25 protein-coding genes and 3 pseudogenes are annotated in these 26,950 nt (G+C 58.8%); 19 read left to right on the forward strand and 9 right to left on the reverse strand.

Features of this window, described 5'->3' with window-relative positions; all coding sequences use genetic code 11:
* Window positions 1-70: 70 nt before the first annotated feature.
* A complete protein-coding gene (locus A3AY_RS0107000) occupies window positions 71-793 on the reverse strand; it encodes an RNA polymerase sigma factor (RefSeq protein ID WP_018324972.1) in 723 nt (240 codons plus the stop codon).
* 363 nt (window positions 794-1,156) lie between these two features.
* Window positions 1,157-1,549 (reverse strand): DUF6946 family protein, encoded by a 393-nt coding sequence (locus A3AY_RS41365; RefSeq protein ID WP_420864891.1) that lies wholly within the window; start codon window positions 1,547-1,549, stop codon window positions 1,157-1,159.
* A gap of 198 nt (window positions 1,550-1,747) precedes the next feature.
* Between A3AY_RS41365 and A3AY_RS0107005 the strand changes: the two genes are divergently transcribed.
* Complete coding sequence (locus tag A3AY_RS0107005) at window positions 1,748-2,059, forward strand: hypothetical protein (protein ID WP_018324973.1); 312 nt, start codon at window positions 1,748-1,750, stop codon at window positions 2,057-2,059.
* 51 nt (window positions 2,060-2,110) lie between these two features.
* Window positions 2,111-2,719, forward strand: a complete 609-nt coding sequence (locus A3AY_RS0107010; protein WP_018324974.1) for a general stress protein — start codon at window positions 2,111-2,113, stop codon at window positions 2,717-2,719.
* Window positions 2,720-3,005: 286 nt separating this feature from the next.
* Here A3AY_RS0107010 and A3AY_RS0107020 read toward each other — a convergent pair whose 3' ends face one another.
* Entirely contained in the window at window positions 3,006-3,890 is an 885-nt protein-coding gene (locus A3AY_RS0107020; RefSeq protein ID WP_026203194.1) for a helix-turn-helix domain-containing protein, read from the reverse strand.
* Window positions 3,891-4,019: 129 nt separating this feature from the next.
* Here A3AY_RS0107020 and pobA point away from each other — a divergent pair, with 129 nt between their 5' ends.
* On the forward strand, window positions 4,020-5,192 hold the full coding sequence (pobA, locus tag A3AY_RS0107025) for a 4-hydroxybenzoate 3-monooxygenase (RefSeq protein ID WP_018324976.1): 1,173 nt from the start codon (window positions 4,020-4,022) through the stop codon (window positions 5,190-5,192).
* A 17-nt stretch (window positions 5,193-5,209) separates the two neighbouring features.
* On the opposite strand, the pseudogene A3AY_RS34625 reads toward pobA, so the two are convergent.
* Window positions 5,210-5,821: pseudogene (locus A3AY_RS34625) on the reverse strand (LysR substrate-binding domain-containing protein); the annotation flags it as partial.
* Here A3AY_RS34625 and A3AY_RS40340 point away from each other — a divergent pair.
* From A3AY_RS40340 to A3AY_RS0107055, 6 genes and pseudogenes are all read left to right on the forward strand, one after another.
* Window positions 5,814-6,010: pseudogene (locus A3AY_RS40340) on the forward strand (3-carboxy-cis,cis-muconate cycloisomerase); the annotation flags it as partial. The pseudogenes A3AY_RS34625 and A3AY_RS40340 sit on opposite strands and share 8 nt — an antisense overlap.
* A 127-nt stretch (window positions 6,011-6,137) precedes the next feature.
* Window positions 6,138-7,310 carry an ABC transporter substrate-binding protein gene (locus A3AY_RS0107035; protein WP_018324979.1) on the forward strand — a complete coding sequence of 391 codons (1,173 nt, stop codon included), beginning with the start codon at window positions 6,138-6,140 and terminating at the stop codon, window positions 7,308-7,310.
* A gap of 202 nt (window positions 7,311-7,512) precedes the next feature.
* On the forward strand, window positions 7,513-8,376 hold the full coding sequence (locus A3AY_RS0107040; RefSeq protein WP_018324980.1) for a branched-chain amino acid ABC transporter permease: 864 nt from the start codon (window positions 7,513-7,515) through the stop codon (window positions 8,374-8,376).
* Window positions 8,376-9,383, forward strand: coding sequence for a branched-chain amino acid ABC transporter permease (locus A3AY_RS0107045; protein WP_018324981.1), 1,008 nt, complete (start codon window positions 8,376-8,378; stop codon window positions 9,381-9,383). Before A3AY_RS0107040 ends, A3AY_RS0107045 begins: the two co-directional genes overlap by 1 nt.
* Window positions 9,380-10,144: an ABC transporter ATP-binding protein gene (locus A3AY_RS0107050; protein WP_018324982.1), complete on the forward strand. Its 765-nt coding sequence runs from the start codon at window positions 9,380-9,382 to the stop codon at window positions 10,142-10,144. Before A3AY_RS0107045 ends, A3AY_RS0107050 begins: the two co-directional genes overlap by 4 nt.
* The gene (locus A3AY_RS0107055) at window positions 10,125-10,841 is read left to right on the forward strand and encodes an ABC transporter ATP-binding protein (RefSeq protein WP_018324983.1); all 717 of its coding nucleotides are present in this window, start codon (window positions 10,125-10,127) and stop codon (window positions 10,839-10,841) included. The genes A3AY_RS0107050 and A3AY_RS0107055 overlap by 20 nt, the downstream gene beginning before the upstream one ends.
* A 150-nt stretch (window positions 10,842-10,991) precedes the next feature.
* Here A3AY_RS0107055 and A3AY_RS41370 read toward each other — a convergent pair.
* Together A3AY_RS41370 and A3AY_RS0107065 are read right to left on the reverse strand one after the other, a co-directional pair.
* Window positions 10,992-11,189, reverse strand: a pseudogene (locus A3AY_RS41370) (FCD domain-containing protein); the annotation flags it as partial.
* A 169-nt stretch (window positions 11,190-11,358) separates the two neighbouring features.
* Complete coding sequence (locus tag A3AY_RS0107065) at window positions 11,359-12,378, reverse strand: LacI family DNA-binding transcriptional regulator (RefSeq protein WP_018324984.1); 1,020 nt, start codon at window positions 12,376-12,378, stop codon at window positions 11,359-11,361.
* A gap of 169 nt (window positions 12,379-12,547) precedes the next feature.
* Here A3AY_RS0107065 and A3AY_RS0107070 point away from each other — a divergent pair, with 169 nt between their 5' ends.
* From A3AY_RS0107070 to A3AY_RS0107095, 6 genes are all read left to right on the forward strand, one after another.
* Window positions 12,548-13,807: an ABC transporter substrate-binding protein gene (locus A3AY_RS0107070; protein WP_026203195.1), complete on the forward strand. Its 1,260-nt coding sequence runs from the start codon at window positions 12,548-12,550 to the stop codon at window positions 13,805-13,807.
* 66 nt (window positions 13,808-13,873) lie between these two features.
* Window positions 13,874-14,755, forward strand: coding sequence for a carbohydrate ABC transporter permease (locus A3AY_RS0107075; RefSeq protein ID WP_018324986.1), 882 nt, complete (start codon window positions 13,874-13,876; stop codon window positions 14,753-14,755).
* On the forward strand, window positions 14,748-15,584 hold the full coding sequence (locus tag A3AY_RS0107080; protein WP_018324987.1) for a carbohydrate ABC transporter permease: 837 nt from the start codon (window positions 14,748-14,750) through the stop codon (window positions 15,582-15,584). The genes A3AY_RS0107075 and A3AY_RS0107080 overlap by 8 nt, the downstream gene beginning before the upstream one ends.
* Window positions 15,585-15,597: 13 nt before the next feature.
* A complete protein-coding gene (locus A3AY_RS0107085) occupies window positions 15,598-16,740 on the forward strand; it encodes an ABC transporter ATP-binding protein (protein ID WP_018324988.1) in 1,143 nt (380 codons plus the stop codon).
* 119 nt (window positions 16,741-16,859) lie between these two features.
* A complete protein-coding gene (locus A3AY_RS0107090) occupies window positions 16,860-18,215 on the forward strand; it encodes a NosD domain-containing protein (RefSeq protein ID WP_018324989.1) in 1,356 nt (451 codons plus the stop codon).
* Between the two features lie 117 nt (window positions 18,216-18,332).
* On the forward strand, window positions 18,333-20,009 hold the full coding sequence (locus tag A3AY_RS0107095; protein ID WP_018324990.1) for a glycoside hydrolase family protein: 1,677 nt from the start codon (window positions 18,333-18,335) through the stop codon (window positions 20,007-20,009).
* Between the two features lie 61 nt (window positions 20,010-20,070).
* On the opposite strand, the gene A3AY_RS0107100 is transcribed toward A3AY_RS0107095, so the two are convergent.
* Together A3AY_RS0107100 and A3AY_RS0107105 are read right to left on the reverse strand one after the other, a co-directional pair.
* Window positions 20,071-20,532, reverse strand: coding sequence for an MgtC/SapB family protein (locus A3AY_RS0107100; protein WP_018324991.1), 462 nt, complete (start codon window positions 20,530-20,532; stop codon window positions 20,071-20,073).
* Window positions 20,533-21,297: 765 nt separating this feature from the next.
* Entirely contained in the window at window positions 21,298-22,176 is an 879-nt protein-coding gene (locus A3AY_RS0107105) for a LysR family transcriptional regulator (protein WP_026203197.1), read from the reverse strand.
* A 215-nt stretch (window positions 22,177-22,391) separates the two neighbouring features.
* Between A3AY_RS0107105 and A3AY_RS0107110 the strand changes: the two genes are divergently transcribed.
* Genes A3AY_RS0107110 through A3AY_RS0107125 form a run of 4 tightly spaced genes read left to right on the forward strand, consistent with a single transcriptional unit; the run spans window position 22,392 to window position 26,233 of the window.
* Window positions 22,392-23,375 (forward strand): ABC transporter substrate-binding protein, encoded by a 984-nt coding sequence (locus A3AY_RS0107110; RefSeq protein ID WP_018324993.1) that lies wholly within the window; start codon window positions 22,392-22,394, stop codon window positions 23,373-23,375.
* A gap of 16 nt (window positions 23,376-23,391) precedes the next feature.
* Window positions 23,392-24,396 (forward strand): FecCD family ABC transporter permease, encoded by a 1,005-nt coding sequence (locus tag A3AY_RS0107115; protein ID WP_018324994.1) that lies wholly within the window; start codon window positions 23,392-23,394, stop codon window positions 24,394-24,396.
* Window positions 24,393-25,427, forward strand: coding sequence for a FecCD family ABC transporter permease (locus A3AY_RS0107120; RefSeq protein ID WP_018324995.1), 1,035 nt, complete (start codon window positions 24,393-24,395; stop codon window positions 25,425-25,427). The genes A3AY_RS0107115 and A3AY_RS0107120 overlap by 4 nt, the downstream gene beginning before the upstream one ends.
* An 8-nt stretch (window positions 25,428-25,435) precedes the next feature.
* A complete protein-coding gene (locus tag A3AY_RS0107125) occupies window positions 25,436-26,233 on the forward strand; it encodes an ABC transporter ATP-binding protein (protein WP_026203198.1) in 798 nt (265 codons plus the stop codon).
* Here A3AY_RS0107125 and A3AY_RS0107130 read toward each other — a convergent pair.
* Complete coding sequence (locus tag A3AY_RS0107130) at window positions 26,223-26,903, reverse strand: class I SAM-dependent methyltransferase (protein WP_018324997.1); 681 nt, start codon at window positions 26,901-26,903, stop codon at window positions 26,223-26,225. The genes A3AY_RS0107125 and A3AY_RS0107130 overlap by 11 nt on opposite strands.
* Window positions 26,904-26,950: the final 47 nt, after the last annotated feature.

A 26,950-nucleotide genomic window follows, 5' to 3' on the forward strand; every position in this document is an offset into this window, starting at 1 on the left:
TATTCCCATCCCGCTACAAAGGGCCCTTTGCCCTAAGATAGGATCCGGCGTAATCTCGGCTGGACGGCGTCTACGTGCGCTCAGTCGCCGCGTTCAACAGATGAGTATCCTTTCGAACCACTCGGACTGCGAGCCGATCGAGGACTGATTGTGCGAGGCGGTCACAACGAGCGCCAGCGAAGAGAAACGTATCCGTGAACACGGTGGCGAGCTTATCTCGCAGCGCCTCGCGGAGGAGCCGGCGTGCGCGATAAAGACGGGTGCTCACCGTCTCAGGGCGCAATGCCAAAAGGAAAGCCGTTTCCTCAATGCTCATTTCCTCGACGTCCCGCATGACAAAGACGATGCGAAAGGGCTCTGGCAAATCACCGACGGCTCGCTCCAAAAGGCCGCGGATTTCAGCGAGAGCGGCCTCCTCCTCGGGATCAGGCTTGTGTGCGCTGAAGGGAGCGACCATGCCTTCGATGGTTTTCGCGTCTACGGTGGGTCGCCTTTTCCGGCGGCGTCCGAGCGCCTCGTTCAGCGCGATCCGGGTGAGCCAGGTCGACAGCCGCGCATCCGCGCGGAATTGGGCCAGATGGGTGAAGGCGTGGATATAGGTCTCCTGAAGTACGTCCTCCGCCTCGGTGTCGTCATCCAGGACGGCGCGGGCGACCCGGTGAAGCCGCTGATTGTGACGCTTGATGATTAGCCAGAATGCAGCGGGGTCACGCTGTCGTGCGTGTTCAACCAGCCCCGCGTCGTCAAGGTCCTCTATTCTCACTGTCTCGGTGGATCCGCTCTGCTTCATCATAGGCACTCCAGATGCATCAGCTTACTGTGGGATATGCGGTTTCCGGCTCTTCGGTCTGCGGCCAGGTGGAGACCTCGGACTCTAGCGGACCAGAGGTCTGCTGACCAAGTAAATCGGCTCGGAGATGCTGCCTTCAGGAAGTGACAAAGATGATCTCTACCGCCGACACGAGGCGCAAAATAGCCAGAGTTCTCGATGCGACAGAAGTCTGCTCAGGGCTGAAGGCCCCTGTCGTCGCAGGCTGTTAGATGTGTCGATCACAAACAAATCCGAAGCCCGTGGACGATCTGGAACCCCTTCCACAGATGATATTATCGGATGCTGCGAGCACACGAGAACATTCCGCGTCAGAACTGCGCCCCATCAGCCACCGGTCAATGAGCGCCGTGGCGAAGGCCGATCGAGCCCTCCATTCAACGGGTGTCCAGTCTCGAGGAACGCGGCATCTCCTGTAGCCCATCCAAGCCTGAGCCGGACCCCACTGTTTAAGGAAAGTCGAACCCCGCGGTCAGGTGCAATGTCTTGGTCGAATAACCGGGTGAACGCAGTGAAATCGTCGAACCACATCCTCGTCGCTGAGAATGAATGAACGATCATCGCCGCCTCATCCGTTTTGAAGCGCTTCGCTTTAATCACCGCTGAGGCGGTGCGGTGCAGCAGCTGATAGCGGATATGTGCCGGTCGCGTCTCTGCCAAGCCAAGGACATCGCATATATGGCGAATCCTCGCCAGCTTGCCGTCAGAGGGGGCTTTCAGCCACTACCCGACCGTCGGTCCGAACGACTCATTCACCTTCCCTTCGATGGTCGCCGCGCACATTGCGCCACAGTGTCGGGCGCCCAAAGTGACATTTTAACTTTTGCGCATGCGCGCGACGGCCCGGCATGGAACCAATTCAGTCTGCCTGAGTTCTCAAACCATCGGATTATCAGATCCGCTACAAACGAGGACATCATGAAAAAGATCATATCTGCTGCGGCGATTATCTTCGCCGCGGGCTTGCCCGCTCACGCCCAGACAACACCATCGACGGAGGGTGAAACACCCGCTATCGCCACCCCCGACCAACAGAATCCTACGGCGCCCGTCGCCGGCGCAAACAGCTTCACCGAAGACCAGGCGCGGACGCGGATTGAAGAGGCCGGTTACACCGATGTCGCCGATTTGAAGCTCGACGCGAATGGCATCTGGCAGGCATCCGCCACGAAGGACAAGAAACAGGTCACTGTGTCGCTCGACTATCAAGGCAACGTCGTCGCCAGGTGACCACCCCAATCGAACTTTGATGCGCTGGAAGCGCGGAAACGAGGAACAGCTATGACAACGACGGTAACAGGTCTTTTCGACGATTACTCTGACGCGGAAGCAGCCGTACGGGAACTGAAAGCTGCCGGGATACCTGATCACGACATCAGCATCGTCGCCAACAATCCGGATGGCCGCTATGGCGACGATTCCAGCGCTGCCGAGGGCGCTGGCACGGGCGCCGGCCTCGGGGCTCTCGCCGGCGGTGCTGGTGGTCTCCTGACAGGCCTTGGTATTATGGCCATTCCAGGTGTTGGTCCTGTTGTGGCGGCGGGATGGCTTGCGGCCACTGCTGCAGGAGCCGTCGCTGGCGCCGTCGTCGGTGGAGCAGCCGGCGGTTTGATCGGTGCGCTTACCGATTCCGGCGTGCCTGAGGAGGATGCGCACGTCTATGCCGAAGGCGTGCGGCGCGGCGGTTCCTTGGTGACGGCTAAGGTGGACAACGCCATGGCATCGGAAGCAGAGGAGATTCTGGAGCGCTCCAACTGGGTGGATGTCCCGGCGCGGCGCAGAGCCTATCGCGAGCAGGGATGGAGCCGCTTTGACAGCTCTCTCGATCCGTATACGCAAGAGGAAATCGAAGCCGAACGGCAACGCTATGGTCGCCGCACCGGGTTGTAGCAATATGCGAGAAGGGGCCGGCCACGCGCCGGCTCCTTCGTTCCGTCACCTGCGAGTTAAAAAGCGCCGCGCAGCCCTGGCCCCGAGGCTAGGAGCAGCGCACCGCGTGGCGGATGCTCGGATTTTATCATTTCCAGGCAGCCTCGTCCTTTTCTTGATAGCCGTTGAACGTCCTGACGGGCAGAAGCGGCAGGTGGCCGGCTTGCATCGACTTCTTGCCCGGGAGCAGGCCTGCTTCAGGGACCGGAACGGCTATCAGATTTGGCGCTCCACTGATGGAAGAAATTTATTCGGACGATTGAGCAGCCAGCCGCGCGCGCTCTGCCACCCGGAAGGCGCGCGGGGTCTCGCCGGTCTCGCGCAGGAAATAACGCGAGAAATAGGCCGGGTCGGCAAAACCCAGCCGTATTCCGATCTCCTGAGCCGACATCTGTGTGAACACGAGATCGCGCCGTGCTTCATCAATCAGCTTGCGACCGATATAGACATGGGCCGTAAGCCCCGTCGCTGATTTGACAAGGCGGTTGAGGTGAGTAGGCGAAATGCCGAGTTCCCGCGCGTAGAATTGTGCCGGCTTCTGCCCGCGAAAGTGCTGCTGGATGAGGCCGTCAAGGTGTTCCATGCGCCACGCCGTCGCGCCAGCCCCGCGTTGTGGATTGTCACGCCCCCACTGCCGTGCCGCCAGCGTCAGCGCCAAGACCAGGTAGGCCTCCATCAAATTCGTGCGACCGCTGCGCCGGTTCGTCCATTCCCCGGCCAGGCGCTCCAATGTAGCGATTATGAACGCGCTATCCGGCTTACCTGCCTCAAGCAATGTTACCCGTGGCTCCAACGCAAAGCGCACCACCTCGCCGGAAAGCCGCATATGGGAAGCGAGCAGGGTGAAAACATGGCCGTCGACATCTGGGGAGAACCGGAAGCCGTGATCCACTGCAGGCGGAATCGTGACGATGGCGGGTGGGGTCAGCGACCAGCGACCGCCGCAGAACAGCGCATCGCCTGATCCGGCGGAAATGTACAGGATCTGGAAAAAGCTGTCGTGCCGATGCAGGCCTATCTCATAGCGATGCAGGCTGCTGCGGGACGGAATCGTTTCGCAATGCAACCAGAAATCCGGCTCTTTCCGGGTCTTTTCGCCATAGAGATCAAAGGTCGGTACGGGTTTCGTCATCTCGGCATCGCGCAAACAATGTTGTTCGATTTGTACAATCATTGGGCTGATCCGTCCATTGCCACACCCAGCCTCCCTGCCCGACAATTTGCGAAATGCCAGCTAGGCATCAAAATGCGGGAGGATATCATGCGCGTTAAGGTCGCTATCATCGGCTCGGGTCCGTCGGGGCTTCTGCTCGGCCAGTTGCTAGCCACGGCCGGCATCGATACGGTTATCATCGACCGGGCGAGCCGGGAGCACATTCTCGGCCGCGTGCGCGCCGGCGTGCTGGAGGAAGGCACGGTTAACCTGATGAAACAAGCCGGCGTCGGCGCCCGCATGGAGGCGGAAGGCCTGCCGCACGACGGCTTTTCGCTCGCCTTCGACGGGCGCGACCATCGCATCGACCTCTTTGGCCTGACCGGGGGCAAGCGCGTCATGGTCTATGGCCAGACGGAACTGACACGCGACCTCATCGAACAGCGCGAGTCCGATGGCCGTCCGACCATCTATGAGGCGTGCAACGTCGCACCGCAGGGTTTCGACAGTGCCAGGCCCTTCCTGACTTACGACAAGGACGGCGTGACGCACCGGATCGACTGCGATTTCATCGCCGGTTGCGACGGCTTCCATGGTGCGAGCCGCAAAGCCGTGCCTGAGAAGGCCATCCGCACCTTCGAGAAGGTCTATCCGTTCGGCTGGCTCGGCATTCTCGCTGATGTACCACCGGTTAGCGAGGAGTTGGTCTATGCCAACCATCCACAAGGCTTCGCGCTCTGCTCCATGCGCTCGCAGACCCGCAGCCGCTACTATATCCAGTGCGCGCTCGACGAAAAGGTCGATGACTGGTCCGATGCGCGCTTCTGGGACGAGTTGCGCCGCCGTCTTCCCACCCATCACGCCGAGGCGATGATCACCGGTCCAAGCTTCGAGAAATCCATTGCGCCGTTGCGTTCCTTCGTCGCCGAGCCGATGCGCTTTGGCCGCCTCTTCCTCGTCGGCGATGCCGCCCATATCGTACCACCGACCGGCGCCAAGGGGTTGAACCTTGCCGCCAGCGACGTCCACTACCTCTTCACCGCCCTGCTGGAACACTATCAAGGTCGCTCGAATGCCGGGATCGACGCCTATTCGGCCAAGGCGCTCGGGCGCGTCTGGAAGGCGGTGCGCTTTTCCTGGTGGATGACAACCATGCTGCATCGCTTCCCCGAGGCCGGCGATTTCGATCAGAAGATCCAGGAAGCCGAACTCGATTACCTCACCCATTCCCGCGCCGCCGAGACTGTGCTGGCGGAAAACTACGTCGGACTGTCCTATTGAAGTCTCGCCCATGCGGCTTAAGCTGCGGGCGACACCTCGCCCGCCACTTCGCGGATCGTCTGTATGAGGATGGCCTGCGGCATGGAGCGCGCGGCGTCGGTGCGCATGGTGAGGCCCACCAGACCTTGGTGTCGCTGGTATCGACCGGCAGCGCCGCCAGCTTGTCTTCGGCGATGTCGGCCGCCACGACTCCTTCAGAGATGATCCAGATCGCATCGCTTTCGAGCACAAAGGCCCGGCCGAAGGCATCAGACAGGGTCTCGATCTGGTTGGCCACCCGGCAATGCCGTTGGTGATGAGAAGACTCAACGCACAACGCAAGGGCGAATGATGGACGCGCGGGTCGGCATTAGCACTTTATAAGCATTGAGCCCGGAAAAGATCGCTCCTTGGGACAGCAGTGGATGACCGGTGCGTACGCAGAACACCACCTTTTCCGAATAGAGATGCTCGAACGAAAAACCCGCCATTTTTTCAGGCGCCGCAAGCCGCCTCACGACAAGATCGAGATCGCCGACGCGCAACTGTTCCAGCAACACCGTTCTCACCTTGACGATTTTGATCGTCGCGCCGGTGCACTCGGCGAGGAAGAGTTTCATCGCCCTCGGCATGAGGCGGAGCGTCACGCTCGCCCGCTTGAATGCCGTGCAACTTGGCGGCATGGCGAGGCCGCCGTGCACGAACAGGAGCGCTCCGGCGCAGCCTGGACGCTCGAATGGCCGATCCTGCCGCAGGCGGTGGTCGCGACGGGTGCCTCCCTGCGTCGTGCCTCCGACCTTATGGCGTCCCCTCCGTCAGCTTGGCATGGTCTCGGGTGAATCCAATAACCTTGAGGTTATGATATGAGCTTACTTTTTCATTTTACATCACTTTTCTATCTGCCAATCTGATAAAAAGTCTATTTGCCAGTCGCAAACTGTCTGGCTGATCTGCAGGGAGGAAATCATGAAGAAACTTGCGATCGCCGCGCTCGCGGCTGCGCTTCTGGGCGGTGTCGCCCATGCTGATATAATCAAGGTCGGCGTCGTCGGGCCGTTCTCCGGTCCCTTCGCGCTGCAGGGCAAGAATTTCAAGGCCGGTATCGACGCCTATATGGCGCTGAACGGTAATTCGGTCGGTGGTGACACGATCGAGATCATCTACCGCGATGTTCCCACCGCCGATCCGGCACAGTCCAAGGCCCTGTCGCAGGAACTGGTCGTCAAGGAAGGCGTACAGTATCTCGCAGGCTTCTACTTTACACCCGATGCGATGGCCGCGACACCGCTGCTCGAACAGGCGAACGTGCCGATGGTGGTGATGAACGCCGCCACCTCGGCCATTGTCACCAAGAGCCCCTATGTGGTGCGCACGTCCTTCACGACGTGGCAGACCTCGACGCCGATCGCCAAGGTCGCCTTCGACGGCGGCACCAAGAAGGTCATTTCAGTCGTCAGCGACTACGGTCCCGGCGTCGATGCCGAAGCAGCCTTCAAGACCGGCTTCGAGGCAGCCGGCGGCGAAATTGTCGAAGCCATCCGCATTCCGCTGCAGACCAATGATTTCTCGCCGATCATGCAACGCATCAAGGATTCAGGCGCCGAAGGCGTCTTCGCCTTCCTGCCGTCCGGGCCGACCACCCTTGGTTTCGTGAAGGCTTTCAACGAGAACGGCCTCAAGGAGGGCGGCATCAAGTTCTTCGCTCCCGGCGACCTTACCCAGGAATCCGACTTGCCGGCGCTGGGCGAGGCAGCACTTGGCCTGACCACGACCTTCCACTATGCCGTCTCGCATGACAGCGCCGAAAACAAGAAGTTCGTCGAGGCCGCCGCCAAGGCGATCGGAAATCCGGCCGAGCTCTCCTTCCCGGCGGTCGGCGCCTATGACGGCATGCATGTCATCTACAAGATGATCGATGCGACGGGCGGCGAGCAGGATGCGGCCAAGGCCGTCGATGCCGTGAAGGGCCTTGCCTGGGAAAGCCCGCGTGGTCCGGTGACCATCGACGCCGAAAGCCGCCATATCACTCAGAACATCTACCTGCGCGAAGTCGCGAGGGCGGACGACGGTACCTATTACAACAAGGAAATCCAGACCTTCGAAAACCAGGGCGACCCGGGTCTGGCGGTTGTGAAGTAAGGTCTGCAGCAGCGTGTGAGGCGGTGAATCTTCGAGTCACGCCCGACGAATGATGGAGGGAGGAGATAGCTTCCCTTCGATCAGGGATTGGGGGATGTCGCACGCATTGACCCGCCGTCCACCAGTCTTCGGGCTTGGCCCGCGGACCCCACACGGCCCGGCCTGACTTGCAGGATTGAATAGACGGCATCGGAACGGAAACATGCAAACGGTCTTCAGCATCGGTGTCGATGCATTTGCTTACGGCATGGTGCTCTTCGTCATCTCCATCGGCCTTTCGGTCACCATGGGGCTGATGCGGGTCGTCAACCTTGCCCATGGCGCGTTCGCGATGATCGGCGGTTATATCGCCTCCTATGCGGCGCGCGACCTAGGGCTTGCCTATGCCGTCGCCGTGATGCTGGCGATTGCCGGCACGATCCTCATCGCCATTCCCGTCGAGCGCCTGCTCTACCGGCGCATCTACGGCCAGTCGGAGCTGACGCAGGTGCTGATGACGATCGGCATCACCTTCTGCATCATCGGCATCGCCAACTATGTCTTTGGCCCGACCCTTAAGACCATCCCGGCGCCGGATGCGTTGCGCCAGCCGATCAGCCTCGGGTTCCGCACCGTTTCGGCGCACCGGCTCTTCGTCATCGCCTGCGGCACGGCCGTCGCGCTCGGTCTCTGGTATTTCATCGAGCGTACCGCCTTCGGGGTGAAGATGCGCGCCGCGGTCGACAATGCAGCCATGGCCGCCGCGCTCGGCGTGCGGACCGAGGTTGTCTATGCCGTCAGCTTTGCCGTCGCCGTCGGCCTTGCGGCTTTCGGCGGCGTGGTCGGCGCCGAACTGCTGCCGATTGAGCCCTACTATGCGCTGCGCTATATGGTGACCTTCCTGGTCGTCGTCTCGGTCGGCGGGGCGGGCTCCATTCCCGGCGCGCTTGCGGCCTGCCTGCTGCTTGGCGCCATTGACACGACTGGACGCTATCTCATGCCGGAATTCGGTGAATTCTTCTTCTATCTCGCTGTTATCGCCATCGTCTGGCTATTCCCTCGCGGCCTTGCCGGAAGGGCGGAGTGATGGCGATGCTGAGTGGCTCCGACACCCTTTCCGTGACCGGCGATCGCCGCGCGAGGCTGACGCGCGACGCAATTGGAGTGCTCGTCATCCTCGCCCTCGGCATAGCGGGCTATTTCCTCTTTCCGAACAACCTTGCTCTCCTGACGCGGATCACTGCGATCGCGCTGCTTGTGCTGTCGCTCGATCTCGTCACCGGCTATTGCGGCGTCGCCACGCTCGGCCATGCCGCACTGTTTGGTGCCGGTGCCTATGGCGCGGCCATCGCGGCGGCGCATTTCGGCATTGCCGACCCGATCGCCATGCTCGCCGTCGGCATTATCGCGGGCTCGATTGCGGGCCTCGTCTCCGGGGTCGTAGTGCTGCGCGCGCACGGCCTGCCGCAACTCGTATTGTCCATCGCCATCATCCATCTCGCCCACGAGGCGGCCAACAAGGCGTCCGGCTGGACTGGGGGCAGCGATGGCCTTGCCGGCATCATGCCCGATGCGGTCTTCGGCCTGTGGCAATTCGATCTGTGGGGCCGCACAGCCTATGTCTTCGGCATCGTGCTGCTCATCGTGGTCTTCGTCCTGCTCCGCCAGATCGTCCGCTCGCCCTTCGGCATGCTGTGCCGCGGCATCCGTCAGGATCCCGTGCGCATCCGGGCCATGGGTGGTTCGGTGCACGGGACGCTGGTCAGGATGTACATCATCTCCGGCGCGGTGGCCGGGGCCGGCGGCGCGCTCAATGCCATTTCCACACAGGTCGTTGGTCTCGACAGCCTGTCCTTCACGCTGTCGGCCGAAGCGATGGTCATGCTCGTGCTCGGCGGCACCGGTTCGCTCTACGGCGCGCTGATCGGCACCCTCGCTTTCCTGTGGTTCGAGGATGTGGTCTCGGCCGCAAACCCGTTCCACTGGCTTACCATCGTCGGCGCGCTGCTGATCGCTGTCGTGCTCTTCGCGCCCAAGGGCCTCTACGGCTCGCTGGCTTCCTATTTTGAACACCGCGGGAGGAAGAACCCATGACCGCGATTTTCGACGTCCGAAACCTGAAGAAGACGTTCGGCGGTCTTGTCGTCACCAACGACGTTTCATTGTCCATGGCACCGGGCGACCGGGTGGCGCTGATCGGACCGAACGGAGCGGGCAAGACTACCTTCGTCAACCTTGTCACGGGCAATATTTTGCCAAACGCCGGGAGCGTCATGCTCTGCGGCGAGGACGTGACGCGTCTTGGCCCGACGCAGCGCGTGCGCCGCGGCCTCGTGCGTTCTTTCCAGGTCACCCGGCTGTTTCCCGAAATGACCCCGGAAGAGCATGTGGCGCTCGCTATCCTACAGCGCGAGGGGCGTTCGGGAAGAATGTTTGCCAGCCACCGCGCCATGCCGGATGTCATGCAGGAAGGCCACGCGCTTCTGTCACGGCTCGGCATCGCCCATCTTGCCCGCCACCGGGTCAGCGAGATTGCTTACGGCCAGCAGCGCCTGCTGGAACTCGCGCTGGCGCTGGCGCTGAAGCCGAAGGTGCTGCTGCTCGACGAACCGGCAGCCGGAGTGCCGCAAAGCGACACCGCCCGGATCGAGCAGGCGATCGCCGACCTGCCCTCCGATCTCGCCGTGCTTATGATCGAGCATGACATGGACCTCGTCTTCCGCTTCGCAAAGCGTGTCGTCGTGCTGGCGGCGGGCGAGATCATCTTTGACGGATCGCCGGATGCCGTGACGAAGGATGCCCGCGTCCGCCAGGCCTATCTCGGGAGCTATGCCGATGCCCGCAGCGTCGCTTGAAATTTCCGGCCTGTCCGCAGGCTATGGCCCGACGCGCGTCTTGGAGGATATATCCTTCTCGGCCCCCGCCGGCCGGCGCCTTGCGGTGCTCGGCCGCAACGGCATGGGCAAGTCGACGCTCTTTGCCACGCTCGCCGGCCAGACAAAACGATACGGGGGTGAAATCCGTCTCGACGGCGCATCGATTGAGGGCATAGACAGCGCCTCTCGCGCGCACAAAGGCCTGGGCTATGTGCCACAGTCACGCGATGTCTTTCCGACGCTGACAGTCGAGGAAAATCTCTTTGTCGGCCTGAAGGCACGGCCACGCGCCGCCATCGAGGAGGCCTACACCATGTTTCCGCGCCTGAAAGAGCGCCGCAGGAACTTCGGCTCGCAACTTTCCGGCGGCGAGCAGCAAATGCTGACGACGGCGCGCACCATTCTCGGCCAACCCTCCGTGCTTTTGCTCGACGAGCCGCTGGAAGGGCTTGCCCCCGTCATCTGCGAGGAACTGATGGCCGCCTTCAGCACGCTTGCGGCGTCCGGCGCGATGACAATCCTGCTCGTCGAGCAGCGCATCCAGAGCGCACTCGATTTCGCAGAAGAGGTCATCATTCTCGAGCGTGGCCGTATTGCATGGAGCGGCACACCCGCTGCGCTGTCCGTCGACCGGCATGCGGTGGAAACCCTGCTCGGGGTTGGCGGCCTGCACTGACGGGATGACTTGCAGCTCCAGTCCGAAATCCGATTGATCATACCCAGATACGCAGCGTGCTAACTGACCGGGCATGCTCGACCCCGGCATTGATGTGGTGGCGCAGCAGCCGTATCGCGGTTTCTATATCAGGGCTCAGCGCAGCCTCCTTCAACGCCCGGTGCTCAGGGCGCGAGGCCAAGGGCGAAAGGCCAGCGCGATCATCTGATAGCGCAGGTACTTGTCGAAAACGTAAGCGCGGGTCTGCATCAGCACGCGTGACCCGCAGGCCGAAATCAGCATCTGGTGGAAAGACCGGTTGCTGCGGCGCCATGCGTTGACATCCGAGGTGACGCTCGCCTGTCGCGCTTGTGATGCGCGGCGATGACCCCGCCTCCCAGTCGAGTGTCGCCGCTCGGATTGGAACCGGTGTCAACCGTTCAATTCGCGAAAGATTAACCAAAGGTAACCTGAAAAATTTTGCTGGAAATCAGGCCAATTGCTCGCTGGACCAGGCGTTCTCATTCTGGAAATCAAATTATAAGGAGCAAACTGATGTTCGCTCGACCAGTTTACAGGGCACGACGCGACTGCTCGGGCGAGCCTTGCTTCCCGCCACGACGCTATTCAACAATTCCGCCCCTTCTAGACCTAAATCGTAATAGGGCAAGGCCGCAGTGGTCAGTTCCGGCTTCAGCGCCAGGGAAACCGTCCGGAAATCGTCAAAGCCGACAATACTGACATCCTCGGGGATGCGGAGACCCAATGCCATTGCCGCGATGTAGATTTGGATGGTCATTTCGTCATTGCCGCTCATGATTGCAGTAGGTCGATCCCTTTGTTGTAGCATCTCTGTCGCAACGGCAAAAACGTAGTTCTTCTCCGCTCCAACCGGTCCTTCCATGCCCAGACGGATACTCAGGTCGCTCTCTGCAAGGCCAAAGTCTCCAGCGGTTTTACGGAAGGCCTCGAGGCGCAGTTGCGCGCCCAACAAGATGGGATTCAGCCGGATGTAGCCGATCTTTCGATGGCCCCTGCTAAGCAGATAGCGGGTAAGATCTTGCGCGCCCTGGTAGTCATCAGGCTCGATCGACGGTAACAGTTCGTTCGTTTGAGGCCTGCAGTTGATCATCACCGTGGGGATGCTCACATCGCCGGTTACGGGGTCGACGATGCGATGAAACATCGTTACATAGAGAACACCGTCGATGCGATGGGATTGGAACATCTTCCAAATTTCCGCCTCGCGCTCGGACGCCCCGCCCGTGTTTGCCATCAGGATGGTCTTTCCGTTCGCATTTGCCCAATCCTGGACTCCGCGAACGATATCCACCGAGTAAGGCGTGGTCGATACATAATCGGTGATGATGCCAAATGTGTTGGAGCGACTTGAGCGGATGAGGCGTGCCGCCATGTTCGGCACGTATCCGAGGTCTCGAATGGCCTTTTCTACCCTCTCCCTTGTTTCCTCAGTCACATAAGGTTCGCCGTTAATCACCCTTGAGACAGTTTTGTTCGATACCCCCGCCACTTTCGCGACGCTGACGATGCTCACCATGTCCGCAAAATCTCCTTGTCCAGATTTGTTTTAAACGAGACGCATGACAACGTCGACATATTTTTATGACAACGTCGACATCCAATATTGACAACGTCGTCATACGAGGACTACCTTCGCACCAAGAAGGAGCTCAACGCAAACGCAACGAGCCAAACGGGAGGAATCGATGAGGAAAATACTTGGTACCAGCGCACTCGCGCTTGTTTTCATGGCGGCTTCCGCCAGGGCCGAAACCATCAACATCCTGGTGGAAGGCGGCGGCGAAATGCTGCAGAAGGCAGTCGCCGAGAAGTTTACCGCCGAGACCGGCATCCAGGTGAACTTCACCGTCGTCCCCTATCAAGGTGTCTTTGACAAGTTCTCGGCCGAGATCGCTTCCGGTTCATCCGCCTTCGACGTGGTGACAATTGATGTTGTGTGGAATGCGAAGTTTGCAGACCATGTCGAGGACCTCTCACCTCTTTTCACTGACGCGATTCGTGCAGACCTACCGCCGGCTTTACTTGCAGACGCAAAGGTCCGTGACAAATTGATCGGCATGCCCGGATGGGCAAACGCCGAGATCATCTTCTATCGCAGGGACCTCTTCGACAAAGCGGAGGAAAAGGAGGTGTTCCAGGCAAAGTATGGCTATCCCCTTGCTCCTCCTACGACCTGGCAGCAATGGCGCGACATCGCAAAATTCTTCACCCGTGACACCGACAGTGACGGCAAGATCGATTTCTGGGGCACCGACACCATCGGTACCTTTTCCGAGGAATGGATGGCGCATGTGCTGCAAGCGGGGTCGCCCGGTGTGATCCTCGACAAGGATGGGCAGGTCATTATCGACAATGAGGGGCACAAAAAGGCGCTCGAGTTCTACATATCGCCGCATTGTATCGATCATTCCGTCCCGGAAAACGTCAACGAAATCGGCTGGGGCGAAGCGCAGAACCTGTTCTACCAGGGCAAGACCGCAATGATGAAATTCTGGGGTCACGCCTACAAGATGACGCCTCCGGACTCCAAGATCAGCGGTAAGGTCGGTGTCGCGCCGATGTTGGCTGGCGATGCTGGAATCGCAGCCATTCCAGGGCCCTGGTACAACGTCGTCCCATCGACCTCGCAGCACAAGGACGCCGCCAAAAAGTTCATCGCGTTTGCTATCGCCAATAACGCCTTGGGCATCGAAGCGCCGCTCGGCCTCGCCGCGACGAACTCCGCGTATCGCAGCTACGCGGGCAAGCCCGGTTATGAACATTTCACCCCGCTTCTACAGACGCTGAGTGCTCCCGCGACGCGAGGTCGGCCAATGAACGAGAAATACCAAGAGATAGTCGACGAAGCTGTGCTGCCCGCCGTCCAGCAGGCACTTACCTGTCAGGCAGATGTCGGTGAAGTCTTGACGGAAGCCAAGGAAACGATCGAGGAAATTCTCAACTAACCTCGGACCTTCCTCAGCATCGCGGGGAGGATATGTCACCCGCGTCCCTAGCTTTCGGAGACGGACATGTCGGATGAAGACCGATTTGTACTTTGCATGCTCGCGCCTGCAGTCGCCATCCTCGGCGTGCTGGTCGCTTATCCGGTAGGGCTGCTGGTATTCGACTCCTTTTTCAAGGTCGATACGATTACGCCCCATATACGCGAATGGGTCGGCCTGCAGAACTATTTCGATGCCTTGACTTCGAAACGTGTCCTGGAAAGTGCTTTGCGGACCGTTCAGTATTCGGTCTTTGCGCTGTTCTTCGAATTTACGTTTGGCTTCTGTGCGGCGCTGCTCTTTTCGGCGCTTGCCGGTCAATCGCGGTGGCATCGCACGATCTTCGCTCTGCCGTTGATGGTTCCCCCTATCGTCGGGGGTCTACTGTGGCGATTTCTGCTCGTTGGCAATATCGGCATTCTAAACTACGGGCTCGCCCGTTTGGGTCTTATAAGCGATCCAGACGCGATCGCATGGTTGTCCAGCGAAGATATCGTCATCTATTCTGTTTCCTTTGCCGACATCTGGCTGACGACCTCCTTTGTCGCCCTTGTGTCCTATGCCGGGCTGACGAACATCCCAAAGGATCTGCTTGAGGCAGCACGGATCGACGGGGCAAATGCGCTCAAGCGCTTCTGGCATGTCACTCTTCCGCTGATGCGGCCGGTAATCGCCGTCGTCGTGATCGTACGGGGCGTGGATGCTGCAAAGACATTCGACTTGATCTGGATACAGACACAGGGTGGTCCCCGTCATGCTTCCGAGGTGTTCTCGATGAACATCTACCAGCGCATGGTTCGGTTCGGCGATCTGGGCGAGGCTTCCGCGTCTGGAACGTTGTTTCTTATCGTCATGATGGGTTTGGCGGCAGTCGCCTATTGGAAGATATGGAGGCCGGTACATGCATAGTGCGCCCCGCCTCAATGTCAGCGCAATCCTGATCAACGCGGCAGCCCTCGTACTGGTGCTATCGTACGCTCTGCCTTACATTTATCTCCTGATGACCTCCATAAAGCCGGCGGCCGATGTCCAGCAGATCCCGCCAAGCTTCTTTCCCGCTGTCGTCTCATTCGAGAACTTTCGCGAAGTGATGCGATCTTCAACCTTGCCGAGAGCCTTCATCAATTCGCTCATCGTCGCGGTGCTGACGACTGCTCTCTCGCTGTCAGTAGCCGTACCTGCTGCTTACGTTGCCACGCAGTATCGGCGCAGGATCACTACCATTTTCCTACTCTTCGCACTGGTGACGCGCATGGTGCCGTCGGTGGCGCTCGGAGTGCCGCTCTTCCAGCTTTTGAAGTCGCTCGGCCTGCTCGATACAATTCCGGGCCTAGTTCTCGCTCACACGTCGGCCGCGGTACCACTGGCACTGCTACTCATGTCCGCCTTCTTCGAGGGGATACCGAAGGAACTCGAAGAAGCGGCGCGCATGGATGGCTGCACACGATTCCAGGCGTTTCGAAAGATTGTCCTTCCGGTCATGACAGGGGGGATAGCGGTCACGGCGCTCTTTACCTTCATCACAAGCTGGAACGAGTTCCTCTACGCGCTGCTGTTGACGTCCGAGGCGACCAAGACCGCGCCGATCGTCATCGCCGAATACAACTCAGTCTATGGGCTTGCCTGGGGGGCGATGACGGCTGCGGCCGTACTCTACTCGCTGCCGGTCATCATCGTAACGCTCGCACTTCAAAAACAGATCGTCGGCGGCCTGACTTTCGGCGCTGTAAAGGGATGAGGGAGGCAAAGGCATGGCCGGCATAGAACTTCGCAATATTAACAAGGTCTACGGAAACAGCTTTCACGCTCTGCACGATCTGAGCTTCGACATCAGGGATGGCGAGTTCATGGTTTTCGTCGGTCCGTCAGGATGTGGAAAGTCGACGGCGCTCAGGATGATCGCTGGCCTGGAGAGCATTACTAGCGGTGAACTCACGATCGGCGACAGGTTAGTCAACGATGTCGATCCCAAGGATCGCGACATCGCCATGGTGTTCCAGTCTTATGCGCTCTACCCGCACAAGACAGTGCGGGAGAACATTGCCTTTCCCTTGCTGATGGCAGGTCTGCCGAAGACAGAGATCGCCAGCCGCGTAGACGAAGCCGCACGCATCCTCGAACTGACGACTTTGCTCGACCGCAGGCCGGCACTCCTTTCAGGAGGCCAGCGTCAGCGTGTCGCCATGGGACGAGCGATCGTCCGCAAACCAGCGGCCTTCCTAATGGATGAACCGTTGTCGAACCTCGATGCCAAGCTGCGCGTGCAGATGCGTGCCGAGATCGCCAGCCTCCAAAGAAAACTGAATGTCACTACGATTTACGTTACCCACGACCAGGTCGAGGCGATGACGATGGGTGACCGTGTAGCTGTCATGAAAGGCGGCGTGCTTCAACAAGTCGACACACCGCAAAACCTGTACAATCGCCCTGACAATATCTTTGTCGCCGCCTTTATCGGATCGCCCTCGATGAACTTGTACGAGGCAGTTCTGAATGGAAGGACGCTGACTTTGGGCAGCAACCTTTTCGAAATCCCTGACCGGGTTTTCGAATGCCGCCCCTTGCTCAACGGTGTGTCTAACCGTCAGGTCATTGTCGGTATTCGGCCCGAGCACATGAACGACGCCGCAATACGGCCTTCTTCGGCCGAGATCTCGGCCCCGGTCACTCTTGTTGAGGCGCTAGGTTCTGAATCTATGGTGCATCTGAATATCGACGCACCCAGGGTGAATGCTGGCGACCCGGATGCCGTCGCCGACATCAGCGACGAAAAAGCTGCTGTAGCCCGTTTTTCTCCGAAGAGCACAGTACGCACGGGTGACATCGCGCGCATCGCTGTCGATGCCGAAGAACTTCACTTCTTTGAACCGGACACCCGTACGAGCATCTGGTGATGGCAGGGAAAAGAGCTGCTCGAGCTCATTTCCCCAGACGGCTTGCCAGCACATAAGCCAATCAAAAACATCAGTCTACTCTCGCTGTAGAGTAAGATATGTCCTCGGAGAGATTAACAATGGTTAATGAGAACTGTTACGACGTAACAAAGTATTCCGTAGGGAACCCCTACGAGGATGTTGGAGCGGTCATCAATGGCATCATTACGGATATTAAAAGCAGGCAAGCAGTTTCCGATCTAAATGATGGCGGAAAACCTGGAGCAGTTATTTATATACCGCCAGGCGATTATCGTCTTGCCACTCAGGTTGTCATAGACGTGAGCTATCTGAAAATTGTGGGCTCTGGACATGGTTTTACGTCTTCGAGCATCCGTTTCAATACACCCGCAAACGAGCTGGCACACTGGCGTGAAGTGTGGCCGGGCGGAAGTCGCATACTTGTGGACATTTCTCCAGAGGCCTTCGACGATGAGGCTGCCGGGGCGGCGTTCTATGTCAAGCGTTCGGGAAATCCTCGTCTAAGCTCTGTGGAGTTTGCTGACTTTTGCATCGATGGCCTGCACTTCATTGACGATGGTTCTGGGCAAAATGATGCAGAAAATACATACAAGAATGGCAAAACAGGTATCTATGTAGGCAGCGCCAATGACTCGTTCCGAATAACGGGGATGGGACTCATCTATCTGGAGCATGGAGTGACTGTTCATGATGCAGATGCGCTGGCGATAGATAACAATTTCATTGCGGAGTGCGGCAACTGTATCGAATTGAAAGGTATGGGGCAGGCCTCAAGAATAGCAAATAATTTTGTCGGAGCCGGATATAAGGGACATTCCATTTACGCTGAAAACTATGGGGGCATTCTCGTATCCTCAAACAACGTATTCCCTCGAGGATCCAGCAGTATCTATTTTTCCGGCGTGGTGCGTTCCTCGGTCACAGGAAATAGATTCCATTCCTTTTATCCAGGAATGTTGGTGTTTGCTGCTAATTGCTGCGAAAACCTGGTTTCTTCAAATCACTTTATGCGAGATAGCGAGCCATGGGCGCCCATGCAAAAGTACGATAACGGCTTGGATGATCTGTTCGGACTCTTGCAAATTGATGGCAGCAACAATTCAGTAATTGCGAACCACATCTCGGAAAGCATAGATACTCAATATATTAAACCAAACGCCGTAAAGCCAGTGATAATTAATGTGGTTTCCGGTAGTGGAAACTACATAGCCAATAATCACATTGTCGCCACAACGGAAATAGCTCAAATCAATGATGCGCCAAACAGTGCCTGTTTTTCAACACAAGTAGGTGCATTGCTTTCAACTACCAATTTGAAGGCGCTCGATGTTACAACAGTACTTGTACAAAAGAGGTCTGTACGGAATATAGTTCTGGATTCAGGCAATGACGAACAAGTTGAGATGGACAAAACAATGAATGCGTTTAGGGGCACTCCAGTTCCTGGGCGTTAGTCGGCACGGTTTCAGTGTCGACCGAGCGTTAGCTAGACCGACCGTCTGTCGAACATTCAGCGAATATTCGGAGTTGTGTTCATGACGAACCAAATGGAACGGGAAAATGGCCCGTGGATGAAGCAAAACCTCTTCCTCCCCTCGGGGTACTGCTTGGAATTTTGGGCCGCGGGCGACGGCTTTTTCCGTTTCAACATTGATGGGAAAACGGTTTGGGAGGCTCGGTCATTTCCCATCCATCCGGAGTTTTTCAAGTATCACCACAGGGAAGCTTGCGAGGTCACCATTGTCACCAATGCGCCGGACGCTGTTCTTTGGGCCTATGGGTATCAGCCCCAAACCGTGAACGAGACCGGTGTGACAGTGTTTGATTTTTCGGAAAAAGGGATTCTTCAACGCACCGGTGCGGAAATTGAAGATTGGCTTCGGTCTGATCCGGATCGTCCTGTGCTTCATTTCTCGCCAATCCGGCATTGGATGAACGACCCCGTAGGTCTCTGCAAGATCGGCAAGCTATGGCACCTTTTTTTTCAATTCCATCCCAGCGGCTCTGAATGGGGACCGATGCACTGGGGACATGCGACCAGCCACGATCTGGTTGATTGGCTTCACATGCCGGTATTTCTGCATCCAGAACAGAACCTGTGGCGCCTCGGCGCCACAGGAGGCGCATTCTCCGGCAACGCTTTTCGGGATCGAGATGGGAGCTTGATGTTCTTTTACACCGAGCGCCTTCCCGCCTATGACCTTTTCAAGGGTTACCGGGAAATTCAAAAAATAGCGCGCCCAGATCGGCGAATGATCAAGGCGGAAGGCATTGTGACGGTGTTGGAGCAGCGCCCCGACGGGGTCGAGCACGACTTCCGCGATCCAAAGGTTTGGTGGGACGACGCAGCCAACGGCTATCGCATGATACTCGGCGCATCGATCGAGGGCGATCCCGCGGTCTTGTTGTTCGGCTCCGGCGATTGCCTTGAATGGCAATATCTCGGGCCGCTCTACCGTGCGCCGGTTAACTTCCGCCAAGAAGGCGCACGTGCGGTCGAATGCCCGGATTTCTTCCAGCTAGAGGATAAGTGGGTTCTGGTGATGGGATTTGTTGGTCATGTCGAGCCACGAACCCGGCGGCACAATCTCCTCTATGCCCTCATTGGTGAGTTTATCGAGGACTGCTTCGTGCCCGACACACCGGAACTGCAACTGCTGGATTTTGGAACCGACTACTACGCGATGCAGAGTTTCGATGCGGGAGGGCGCCAGATCGCGTTTGCCTGGCTCTTTAACTGGGAATACCGCAAGCCCGAGGGTTCATCCTATTCCGGGGAGATGTCCCTGCCGCGCGTCTTAAGCCTGAGCAAAGACAAGAATAAGCTGCTCATGCTGCCAGTGATCGAAGTCGACGAGCACTATGCCGCTGACCCGGTAATTGAGTCAGACCAAAGTGGCCAATACTCGCTGCCGAAAGCTCCCATTGAAATCCGGCTTACCGGGCCGCTCGAAGGCAGCAAGCTTGTCGCGACTAAAGATGGCGAGCTTGCTTTCGAGGTGAGCGTCGCCGACGGAATCCTTTCGGTTCGCCTCGCCCAGGACGATGGCTCAATCCACTATGTGGCGGAGCTCGGCGAGGCGAAGGACCTTCGTCTGTTTCATGACTTCGGAATCGTCGAGGTTTTCGCCGACGGCGGAGCGGTTTGTGGAACGCGCCGCGGCTACGTGAATATCGACCCAGACCACCTGGAAATCTCAACCACTGCATCAACGCAGGTGCTTGAAAAACGTAGCCGGAAACATTGATGCCGGTAGAGCAGACGCTCGAGTGCGCGCAGCCGACATCAACCACCAGTCTAGTCCTGCGCTAGTCGGTCTTTCCATCTACATCCTCCGTCGGCTTAAGGTTGGTCATGACGCGAAGCGTCAGAAACGTCATGATCGACAGGACGACTGCGATGTCGTACGCGCCAAGGCCGACCGCCGTTCCGGTGGCTCCAGTCGCCCACAGGCTGGCTGCGGTGGCCGTTCCTCTCACAGCGTTCTTTACGACAAGGATCGCACCGCCGCCAATGAACCCCATGCCGGTGATCAAACCTTCGACAATGCGGGCGGTGGCCTCCGGACTTCCAACGGTCAGGTTTTCCGTCGCCTGAATGAACCCGCAGCTTGCGATGGCCACAAGCGGGAACGTCCGCAATCCCGCGCTACGCTCGCTCTTTTCACGGTCCCAACCGATCGGTAGTGCCAGCAGGTAGGCCGCTATGAGCGCGCCAAGATGGGGCACCAAGTCGAAGGAAACACCAATTGCAGCAAACTGATCGAGCATGACGTTTCCTTCTGTATTGCCAATCGATGTCGGAGCGGCGTTCGTTGGATATATACCGCCTGTTGTCTTTTGCGAGACGGCAGGTGAAAGCGTTTGCATTACCTTGCTGCACTGCACATATAGAGGATGATACGCACCGCATACGTTTCAGACCGCATCTCGCGACGTTCTGCCAACGAAACACGCAGTGCGTCGCGGGAGCGATCAAATGACCGGCAAAAAGGCTTTGCTCCTGGTGAATCGTTGCCATTCAAACGGGTCGGTCTTGGGAGGCCAGCGCGTGTAAGCGGCACGCACGCAGAATTTGCGTACTCTTCGTGAAAATGACGCTCATCGGCCAAGGCACTCGAGCGCCACTGATCGTGTTGACCCCCAAGGGGATCTCGTTCTTCCGAAATATTGATGTGGTGAGCAGTATCGAAACGGCGGCTGACGGTGAAACTCTGCATTGCAGCGGCGAAACTAGTCAGGGTAAACCCGTGCACGATCTGGAACCCCATTCGGTTCCCACAGGAGGTATTATCTGATCCTGCGAGCACAGATCGGGAACGAATGTCGTTTGTCTTCCGCTTTACGCGCAAGGAGCGGACAATCTCCGCGGGGGGCAAGTTCTCCCCCCAACCAATTACCGTTCTCTCTCGCAGCTCGGTCCTAAAAACACAATCGAACGCTGTGGAGGATTAAATGGAAAAGAAGTTGGGGGGTGGGGTATCCTCGCCCTTTCGAGCACATGTAGACATGGATCGCCATGGGATAGGCATCCGATCAGGTCTCCCGCCACGTCAAGAGCCATTGATTGAACCGGTCGGCCATGCGATTGGGCATGGGTCCAGAAATCTCATACGCACCGACAATCGGGTTGATATGCGGGCAAAGCACGATGAGTTGCCCTTCCCTCAACTCCCGCTCGATCAGGGACGGGCTGGCCTGGCCTATCCCGAGGCCGGTCAAGCATGCATCGATCGATGCCTCATCCGTGTCGAAAGTGATACTGCCGCCATTCGGCCGGAATGCGATATCTGCAGCATTGCACCAGCGCCGCCATGACCATGCGTCCGCGGTATCAAGTAGGACAGGCAGATCAAGCAGCGCCTCGGGGTTTATCGATGCGACAGCCCGGCCGAGCAGGAGCGGCGAGCAGACGGCAACCGTTCTGTCGAGGAGAAAGGCAGAGGGAAACCGCGCTTCATCGGAGCCTCGGCTGTAGGTAATCGTAATATCGGGAACGTCGCTGGCACCGAGGGCAAGTGATTGGATGTTGAGGTCGACGTTCCGGTTCTCCGTCAGATAAGAGCCAAGCCTCGGAATAAGCCATCGCCGGGCAATGGTGATCGGAGCCTGTACCATCATGCGCACGCGATCCGGCAGGAGTGCGCGAGTGCCATTGTCGATGGTGGCGAGAGCTGCATTGACATGGGTAAGATACTGCCGGCCCGCATCGGTGAGCAATATTGCGTTGTGCCTGCGATGGAAGAGCTGGATGCCAAGAGCGTTCTCAAGCGATTTGATCTGCCGGCTGATCGCTCCCGGTGTGAGGTGCAATTCCCGCGCGGTGAGTGTCAGGCTACCCGTGCGCGCCGCGATCGAGAACGCGGGTAGCGTAGCCAACGGAGGCAGTTTGGGATCGGATTGAGAATTCCTCATGCCGGCGTGAGAATCTTTCGCTTGCAATTAACTTGACTGTATCTATCCACAATTTACCGAACTGACAAGAATGATCCGGGAAGTCTCAGATTGATGAACGAAATCCGAAACTCGTCCGGCTGTGCCGCGCCAAGGCGCAGCATGCATTTCTTGCAACGGCATGTGCCGCGAGCGCGGCGTCACTGTCCTTGCTGATCAAATATAGGGAGAGAACCATGTCTTTTGATTTTGCGCTGTCGAGCCGGCGCATCGTGCTGTCAGGACTGCTTGCAGCCTGCACCACGCTTGTCACCGTTCCGGCACTCGCCGTTGATGCCACGGTTAAGGTGACCGACGACCGCGGCGTCGAAGTTCAGGTTCCGGCGCAGCCGAAGCGAATCGCCTCGATCTCGTACTTTGGTGACGATGTCGCGCTTGCGCTCGGTATCAAACCGGTAGCCAGCACCTACATGGTCGATGGCCGCCCGCCCGAGTTTCTGCTCGGTCTCACCAAGGACATGGTACAGATCGGCCAGCGCGCCAAGCCGAACCTTGAACTGCTCTCGGAAGCTAAGCCGGACCTGATTGTCGCGATCCGCCGCTATACCGTCGGCAACGCGCCGCAGCTTGAGAAGATCGCGTCTTACGTCGCCTGGAACATGGAACTGCTCGAGGGCAGCGACAAGGAAATCGAGGCCCTGTCGAAGATTCTTGGCAAGCCCGAGCGCGGTATCGAATTGAACAAGGAATTCCGTGCGCATCTGGCAGAGATCGCCGCCAAGGCTCCGAAGGACGTGCACCCCCGCTATGCGATCATGTGGGGCGGCGAAGTGCCGTTCGCATTCCATGACGAAAACACCTCCGCGTCCATCGTCAATGCCATCGGCGGTAAGAATATCGCAGGCGCCATGACGCCGGGCGGCGAGTTCGGCATCGATCTCAGCCTGGAAACGATGCTCGAAAGGGACCCGGAAGTCCTGTTCATCTATGATTACGGTCCCGATCGCCCGCACGAGAACAACCCGATCTGGAGCCAGCTCACCGCGGTCAAGAACAACAGGGTCTTCTATGTCGGCGACCAGTGGGTCGAGACCAACGGTCCGATCGCCCGCGAAATCATGTTGCGCGAAGCCGCTCACTACCTCTATCCCGATGTTTTCCCGAAAGTGGACGTCCGGGCCGAAGCCGCGAAGCTCATTCCGGCCGAGGTCCTGAACTGACAAGTAGATCGCGACGATGGACGCCCGGAAATCCTCGATAGCAGTCGGCCTCATCGTCGTCGCGACAGTCTTGATCATCGTCGCCGGGCTCTTGCCCGGCGCGAAAATGCTCTCGATAGAGGCCGTCCTCCGGGTTCTCGCTGCCCCTGACGGTAAGATCGAGTCGATCCTGGTCTGGACGCTCCGGCTGCCAAGGAGTCTGGCTGCCGCAACCGCTGGAGCGGGTCTTGCAGTCTCGGGCTATATCCTCCAATCGCTGACGCGGAACCCACTCGCTGATCCCGGCATCACAGGCGTTACCGCTGGGGCGGTCGCACCTATCGTCACCTGCTTCGTTTTCTTTCCGTCGGTTTCCGGACACCTCTACCCATTTGTTGGGCTGGCTGGGGGGCTTGCCGCAGCAACGGTGACCTTCTGGGTCGCACGCGGCGGCACTGGCCATCCGCTGCATCTGGCGCTCGGGGGTGTAAGCGTCTCGCTCTTCTTGGGGGCGATCACGATCTACGTTCTGCTGTTTGCCGGGCCGCAATCCACGGCGCTGTTGTTCTGGCTGGTGGGCGGATTTTCAGGTCGGTCGTGGGCCAATCTGCTCCAGATGTTACCCTGGGTATTGTCGGGTGTGCTGGGAGCTTTGGTCCTTTATCGCGTGATTGCGATGTTTTCCCTCGACGACCGGTCCGCCGCCGGCATGGGAGTCCAGCTGGGATTTTGGAAACCTGTTCTGCTCGTCCTTGGCATCTGCCCGGTTGCCGGGGTCGCTCCGATCGCAGGACCGGTCGCCTTTGTCGGATTGGCCGCGCCACATATTGCCCGTCTTCTGCGACCACGCGGCACCGGCTGGGAAATCGCACTGGCTGCGGCCATAGGATCGCTGATCGTAACGACAGCGGACTTGATCGCCCGTACGATCGCCATTCCCAAGGAGCTTCCGGTCGGTATCATCACCGCACTTCTCGGTGGACCCATCTTCGTTTACCTCATCCAGCGCGGCAGGCTGGATTTCAGGAGCGAGGCTCCATGAGCACAAAGGCTTCAGCGATCGGCCAGCCAAGTCCGTGGGTCCTTCCAGCCGCGGTGACGCTCGTGTTGATTTCCTTCCTGGCTGCGGTGTTTCTTGGGATCGTCGACGTTCCCGCACGCGACGTCCTGTCGGCGCTGACCGGGAGCGGTTCGCCGGAAGCGCGCTCGATCATATTCGACATAAGGTTGCCAAGGATCGTGACGGGCATTCTCGCGGGAGTTCAGTTCGCGTTGGCAGGCCTGCTTCTTCAAACCATTACCCGCAATCCGCTCGCCGATCCTTCGCTGATGGGCGTCTCACAAGGGGCCACCTTGACGGTGACGATGTTTTTACTGTTCACGGTCTATCTCGCCAATCCGAATTCCCATTCAGTCAACGAGCTGCCGATCGCTTGGCTGCCGCCGGCCGGAATGGTAGGTGGGATGTTTGCAGGCGGCATCATCTATCTCCTAGCCCTTCGCCTCGACCTCAGTCCGCTCAGGATCACACTCTGCGGCATTGCTGTCGGAGCCGTCATGCACGCCCTCGCCATCGGCCTCATCGCCGGTTGGGGCTCGGCCCGGATCGAGATCATCCTTGAATGGATGTCCGGTAGCCTCTATGCCCGCACCTGGGATCACGCACTCTTCCTGCTGCCGTTCACCGTGGTCGGTCTCGCGATGCTTCCCCTGATCTACCGCCCGCTTATCCTTCTCCGGTTCGACGCGACCGTGGCGCGCTCCTTCGGACTTTCCTATCGACGGCAGTTTTCCCTGGTCCTGCTCGTGTCCTGCGCGCTCGCCGCAAGCGCGGTTGGCGCGGTCGGGCCGATCGTGTTCGTCGGCCTTATCGTGCCTCACCTGGCGCGGTTTCTCGCCGGACGGCATTTCCCGTTGGTCCTTCCGCTCACCATCGTCCTCGGCGCAGTCATCGTCACGCTTGGCGATTTGATTGGCCGTCTTGCCGGGGGGGCCGAAGAGGTCCCGATCGGTGTCGTCACTGCCCTCATGGGTGTACCCGTCCTGCTCGCGCTTCTGCGCAAGATTCCTTGAGGCCGTTCATGCCCCTTTCCTGCTCGCAATTGTCGGTGAACTACGGTCGCAGAAGAGCGTTGCACGGCTTTTCCCTCGCCATGGAAAAGGGGGAAATCCGCGCGCTCATTGGCCCGAACGGATCGGGGAAGAGCACCGCGCTTCAGGCCCTTGCCGGATTGGTCAAGGCTTCCGAAGGAAGAGCGGACATCGGGGGCGTGGCAGTCGCGTCGATGTCGCGAAAGGTCATCGCGAAGAAGCTTTCGTTCCTGCCGCAACAGCCGGCCGCCCCGGACGAGATGACGGTCGCGCAGCTCGTCCGGCAGGGCCGCTTTCCCCATGTCGGACTGTTCCGCTCCTATGACCGCAGGGACGAGGAAGCGATCGAATGGGCGCTCGAGAGTACTGGGCTGGCTGGTCTGGCCGACAGGACACTTCAGGAGCTCTCCGGTGGCGAACGTCAGCGCGCCTGGATATCGGCGGCTCTGGCGCAGGAGGCAGCCATCCTTCTGCTCGACGAGCCGACCTCGTTCCTCGATATCGGCTACCAGGTCGAAGTTCTCGACCTCGTCCATCGTCTCAGCCGTGAGCGTGGCGTAACGATCATCATGGCCATCCACGACATCAACCAGGCAATCTCGGCCAGCGACCGTATTTCCCTGCTAGAGAAGGGTGAGTTGCGCTTCGATGGCGAGCCGAAAGCGCTCGCTGAAAGCGGATTGATTGAAAAGACCTTCCGGGTGAAAGGGCGGTTTGTCGAGGTCGCTCCCGACAAGCCGCCGCATTTCGACGTCGAGCTTACGAAGTTGCCTCCGTCTAATTCTTAACCAGCCGGAAGACGATTTTGGTTTGCGTATAGTAGTCGAGCGCGTCCGCGAAGTCGGGTGTCCAGCCGTCCTCGCTAAACGGAATGAAGCCGTCATATTCCAGCTTGCGACCGGAAACCTCGAAACCCGCTTTGGCGAAGGCGCGGCCGTAATCGGAAATCGAGCGATCCTGAACGACAGTGTTGGTGCGCTGGGCGACCAGTTCCCGCCATTTTGGCCAGAGCGGATTGTCCGTGTGGCAGCCGGTCACGGCATAGTAGACCCCGCCCGGTTTCAGCGCCTTGAAGATATCGGCTGCATGGGCCTGGATGTCCTCGACGAGGTAGATCACCTCGTGGCTGATCGCCAGATCGAACTCCCCGACCCAGTCCTCAAGTGTTCCACCAACAGCATGCTGGACGGGGATATTGCCCTTGAAGGCTTCGGCCTTGGCGACCGACTGCGCTGCGATATCAATCCCGAGCGCCTTGTGGAACGGTCTGATCGCATAGAGATGACGGAGCAAGCCACCTTGATTGCAGCCGAAGTCCAGAACACTCTTCTGAGACAGATCGCGCTCGGCGATAAGATCGATCAGATGTCGCCAAATGGGGGCGTGGCCGTCGGACATCCGGTCTTCCGCATCCGGATCGACATACCACGTGGTGATGGTGTTGGCCGCCTGACTCATTGGGTTCTCCCATGCGATTCCCTTGAGGTGGTTTCTTAGGGCATGGC

The organism is Rhizobium giardinii bv. giardinii H152 (assembly GCF_000379605.1).
Taxonomy (GTDB): domain Bacteria; phylum Pseudomonadota; class Alphaproteobacteria; order Rhizobiales; family Rhizobiaceae; genus Pararhizobium; species Pararhizobium giardinii.

Excerpts from the sequence above, each read along its gene's own strand:
- A3AY_RS0107000 (WP_018324972.1), bottom strand. The coding sequence starts at position 793 with ATGATGAAGCAGAGCGGATCCACCGAGACAGTGAGAATAGAGGACCTT.
- A3AY_RS0107005 (WP_018324973.1), top strand. The coding sequence starts at position 1,748 with ATGAAAAAGATCATATCTGCTGCGGCGATTATCTTCGCCGCGGGCTTG.
- A3AY_RS0107010 (WP_018324974.1), top strand. The coding sequence starts at position 2,111 with ATGACAACGACGGTAACAGGTCTTTTCGACGATTACTCTGACGCGGAA.
- A3AY_RS0107020 (WP_026203194.1), bottom strand. The coding sequence starts at position 3,890 with ATGACGAAACCCGTACCGACCTTTGATCTCTATGGCGAAAAGACCCGG.
- pobA (WP_018324976.1), top strand. The coding sequence starts at position 4,020 with ATGCGCGTTAAGGTCGCTATCATCGGCTCGGGTCCGTCGGGGCTTCTG.
- A3AY_RS0107035 (WP_018324979.1), top strand. The coding sequence starts at position 6,138 with ATGAAGAAACTTGCGATCGCCGCGCTCGCGGCTGCGCTTCTGGGCGGT.
- A3AY_RS0107040 (WP_018324980.1), top strand. The coding sequence starts at position 7,513 with ATGCAAACGGTCTTCAGCATCGGTGTCGATGCATTTGCTTACGGCATG.
- A3AY_RS0107045 (WP_018324981.1), top strand. The coding sequence starts at position 8,376 with ATGGCGATGCTGAGTGGCTCCGACACCCTTTCCGTGACCGGCGATCGC.
- A3AY_RS0107050 (WP_018324982.1), top strand. The coding sequence starts at position 9,380 with ATGACCGCGATTTTCGACGTCCGAAACCTGAAGAAGACGTTCGGCGGT.
- A3AY_RS0107055 (WP_018324983.1), top strand. The coding sequence starts at position 10,125 with ATGCCCGCAGCGTCGCTTGAAATTTCCGGCCTGTCCGCAGGCTATGGC.
- A3AY_RS0107065 (WP_018324984.1), bottom strand. The coding sequence starts at position 12,378 with ATGGTGAGCATCGTCAGCGTCGCGAAAGTGGCGGGGGTATCGAACAAA.
- A3AY_RS0107070 (WP_026203195.1), top strand. The coding sequence starts at position 12,548 with ATGAGGAAAATACTTGGTACCAGCGCACTCGCGCTTGTTTTCATGGCG.
- A3AY_RS0107075 (WP_018324986.1), top strand. The coding sequence starts at position 13,874 with ATGTCGGATGAAGACCGATTTGTACTTTGCATGCTCGCGCCTGCAGTC.
- A3AY_RS0107080 (WP_018324987.1), top strand. The coding sequence starts at position 14,748 with ATGCATAGTGCGCCCCGCCTCAATGTCAGCGCAATCCTGATCAACGCG.
- A3AY_RS0107085 (WP_018324988.1), top strand. The coding sequence starts at position 15,598 with ATGGCCGGCATAGAACTTCGCAATATTAACAAGGTCTACGGAAACAGC.
- A3AY_RS0107090 (WP_018324989.1), top strand. The coding sequence starts at position 16,860 with ATGGTTAATGAGAACTGTTACGACGTAACAAAGTATTCCGTAGGGAAC.
- A3AY_RS0107095 (WP_018324990.1), top strand. The coding sequence starts at position 18,333 with ATGAAGCAAAACCTCTTCCTCCCCTCGGGGTACTGCTTGGAATTTTGG.
- A3AY_RS0107100 (WP_018324991.1), bottom strand. The coding sequence starts at position 20,532 with ATGCTCGATCAGTTTGCTGCAATTGGTGTTTCCTTCGACTTGGTGCCC.
- A3AY_RS0107105 (WP_026203197.1), bottom strand. The coding sequence starts at position 22,176 with ATGAGGAATTCTCAATCCGATCCCAAACTGCCTCCGTTGGCTACGCTA.
- A3AY_RS0107110 (WP_018324993.1), top strand. The coding sequence starts at position 22,392 with ATGTCTTTTGATTTTGCGCTGTCGAGCCGGCGCATCGTGCTGTCAGGA.
- A3AY_RS0107115 (WP_018324994.1), top strand. The coding sequence starts at position 23,392 with ATGGACGCCCGGAAATCCTCGATAGCAGTCGGCCTCATCGTCGTCGCG.
- A3AY_RS0107120 (WP_018324995.1), top strand. The coding sequence starts at position 24,393 with ATGAGCACAAAGGCTTCAGCGATCGGCCAGCCAAGTCCGTGGGTCCTT.
- A3AY_RS0107125 (WP_026203198.1), top strand. The coding sequence starts at position 25,436 with ATGCCCCTTTCCTGCTCGCAATTGTCGGTGAACTACGGTCGCAGAAGA.
- A3AY_RS0107130 (WP_018324997.1), bottom strand. The coding sequence starts at position 26,903 with ATGAGTCAGGCGGCCAACACCATCACCACGTGGTATGTCGATCCGGAT.